This is a genomic window from Dactylosporangium sp. NPDC050688 (assembly GCF_040654515.1).
Taxonomy (GTDB): Bacteria; Actinomycetota; Actinomycetes; order Mycobacteriales; family Micromonosporaceae; genus Dactylosporangium.
Window position 1 is genome coordinate 1 of record NZ_JBFAIC010000162.1, and the last position, 3148, is coordinate 3148.

Annotated in this window: 1 protein-coding gene; it reads right to left on the reverse strand. The window is 63.8% G+C overall.

Annotation, left to right across the window (positions count from 1 at the left end; all coding sequences use genetic code 11):
- Positions 1–86 precede the first annotated feature (86 nt).
- A complete protein-coding gene (locus tag AB0H83_RS51630; protein ID WP_360111365.1) occupies positions 87–2147 on the reverse strand; it encodes a hypothetical protein in 2061 nt (686 codons plus the stop codon).
- Positions 2148–3148 lie beyond the last annotated feature (1001 nt).

Sequence of the window (3148 nt, forward strand, 5' to 3'; positions counted from 1 at the left end):
ACCGCCCACGGCCACAACACCCTCCGGGCACTCACCGACCTCATCACCGGTCGGCCCTGGCTACCCGCCATCAACTGACCACCTGATCAGTCACGATACTGTTGCTCCGCGAAGATGCGGCTGGCCGCGAACAACCATGTGTTGCGCCAGTGCGCGGAGGGGCCGAGGAGACGCAGTCGTGCGACGACGTCGTCCGGAGCGGCTTTTGTGATCGCACGCGCGGCCATGAGCTCTTGAAGGCTCCGAATCTCGAACCCGACAGACCCAACGGCTCTGGGGACGAGCAGCACTAGGCGATCGGTAGCGGCCTTGACCAGTCGCGCGGCGAGGCCGGACGCCTGCTTTTCAGAGATTCCTTCGTTCGTCAGCCGGGCGACGCCGAGCTGCTCCAGCTCCTCCGACGGCAATGCCGCGTCGGCGTCTCCTGCGCTCTCGGCCCGGGCCTGGAGTATCACCCCCACCCGCTCGTGAAGATGGTCTACATGCCCGCGATTCTCGTCCAGTAGGCGCGCCACGTCCGTGCCCTTGCCCACCTCTCGGTCATACAGCGTGGAGTAGTACGCCTCAAACAAGCCGTAGCGATCCTGAGGCGCACGCGGCCGTCGTTCAAGCAGCAGCGACATGATCGTTACCTGAAGCGGCGTTCGCATCAAACGGGCGGTCAGCACTTCGCCTGCGGCACTGCCCACGCGCGCCAGGACCCGCTCATGTAGGTCTGGATCAGCTCGATGGCGCACGTCCACGAGCCGCCGTGCATAGTCCAGCGCCTCGGCAACCGTCAAGGGCAGCAGTTCGAAGTGGTCGAAATTCTCCGGTGATAGCTCGTGGGCGTAGCCCTGCGGCCGGGTCGTGGCTACTACCAACAGGTCAGCGTCAGCCGCTGCGGCATCAACCAGGAAGTCCGAGATCCGGCTGATTAGGGTTTCCCGTACGGACGGCGCCGCCACCTCATCGAGCCCATCGAGTACCAGTAGCCAAGGCCACTCCCCGAGCCATGACTTCAACTCCGCCGGTGTGATCTCGGTGCGCGTGCTCATCGTTTGGGCGATGAACCTCAGCAGGCTGATGTCCTCGCCACCCGCGATCGCATCGCCGTACTTGCTGAGACTGACCTGTATCGGCCAACGGCGGCAGCCTGGCTGGGGCAGGCCAAGTTTGGACAGCTCGCCCTGCAGGTGGCTTCGCAGACGGGCGGCCTCCGCACCCAGCACAGCATCCGGACGATCGCTGAGCAAGGCAACGCGGTACGCCTGACACAACAACTGTCCGACCGTCGACTTGCCCTGGCCTGGGCCACCGACGACCACCGCGTTGCGACGGAACCCACGGACCTTGCTTGGCCGACGAACCTCCTCGCCAAGTTCGAGGATGTGAGCCACAATCCCATCGGTCTTCTCTTCAACGGTCTTGCTGTCGCCGTCATTGTCCGTCGTCGGATACCGCGATGGGAGGTCCACGGCAACATCGCCCAGGGGAAGCCGCTGATTCTCGGTATCGCCGGACTCGCCCAAACGCACCCACTGTTGGGCGAGAAGCTCCTTGGCGGCGTGACTAGCCATGGTCGAACCGAGTGTCGCGGCGGTTCCTCGCAGCATCCTCTCCAGTTCGGCGAGGACATCACCTGGTGTGACAAATCCGGCGTACGTGCGCCGTACCGTTTCGTAGATGTCGAGGTACGTGCAGAGCTGCTTGTGATGCCATACCGCGAAACCCTTTAGTGGCAACTTGCTGCGATAGCGATCGATCAGCGCGCTGACGCTATCGACGCCTCCTCGTCCGGGGTCGGCCGACAACGTCACGTTCGTGGCGAAGATCAAATACTCCGGAAGTCGTCCCTTCTTAACCCTATTCTTATCGGGATTTGTCCAGTCATTCAGCTCCTTGGTGACCATCCCGACAAACCAGGCGGTGTCCTCGGCGGTACCCGCCAGCGATCTCTTGTACTTGGCCTGCACCACCCCATAGCCGTTCCACGGGCCGCCAGGACCCGGATCCGGATAGTTGACCTGGCCTTCAAACGTTGCCTCCCGCCCGCCGTCCGGCCCGTCACCGAACACGCTGACTCCCGCACCCAGCACGCAAACGGCGAGGGCCTGCGACATATCCTCGAACTCATGCTCGCCGAGGCGGGACAGGTCATAACGCATGCTGCTCATACTTCCGCAACCGAACCTCAGCCTGCTCCGAGGCGCGCCGGGCCCTCCTCGGGCCGCCGACAATCCGGGCATGCGTTTTCGGCCGACAGGACCTATGGACTGTCGGACGGACACGAAGGGCGTGGAGCCTGGCCCGTGCACTCGAAAACCTATGGCCTTGATCGGATGTCGCCTGCTCGCCGCTGACGGCGGTCCCCGGACGACTCGAATTGCCCACCGTCGATCATCTCCTTCCATCAGAGTTTCTGAGCCACCGACGACGTTCTTGTCAGCGGTACAGGCGCGACCACGGGCTGAAGATCGTTTCCACGCACAGCGACCGCGGAGCGATCGACGCCCACTGCCGTACGTTCCCCATGCCCACGCCCACGCCCAAGGAGCACGCTGGCCTCGCCATACGACGGGTGCCTAAACCTACGCGGAACGAAGGGCCGGATGCCTCAAGTCGGCGGGATTGCCTCAGATCAAACGGAACGGACACCGGCGGCCGAGACTGTTCGCGCGCTGGTGCGGTGAGTAATCCGAGCCAGGGCCTGCACGATGTTCAGGGTTCGCCGTGCCGGTCAGTGTCGCGGACTGGGGGCTCGCCCAACGGACGCCGGACGGACAAATGATCAAGGGCGTCTTCTCGACAGTCGAGAAAGCGCCCTTTGACCTGGACTTATCCTGTGGAGTTGAGGGGACTCGAACTCCTGACCCCCTCGATGCGAACAAAGCCAACCGGTGACGATCAGCCTTAGCTACGAGCATCGTGCCAGGTCAGCGGGATCTGGTATCGGAATCCGACGCCGTTGGACCGCACCTAACGAAGCCTCTCCGCTCCCAGTCTTGCTCCCGCCGCATCCGAGGTGGGGCTCCGGGTGGCCGGGACCTGCTCATGGGCCATTCGTACCGCCAGCCTCGATCCGTCAGAGCGGTTTAGTCCCTCATAAGTGATTCGGCTTGCCCGGTTTGTCCCGTGGTGTGGGGTGCCGGGCTGGCACGTGTCGCCG

What these genes read in the sequence shown, in the direction of transcription:
- AB0H83_RS51630 (WP_360111365.1), bottom strand. Translation starts at nt 2,147, where the DNA reads ATGCGTTATGACCTGTCCCGCCTCGGCGAGCATGAGTTCGAGGATATG.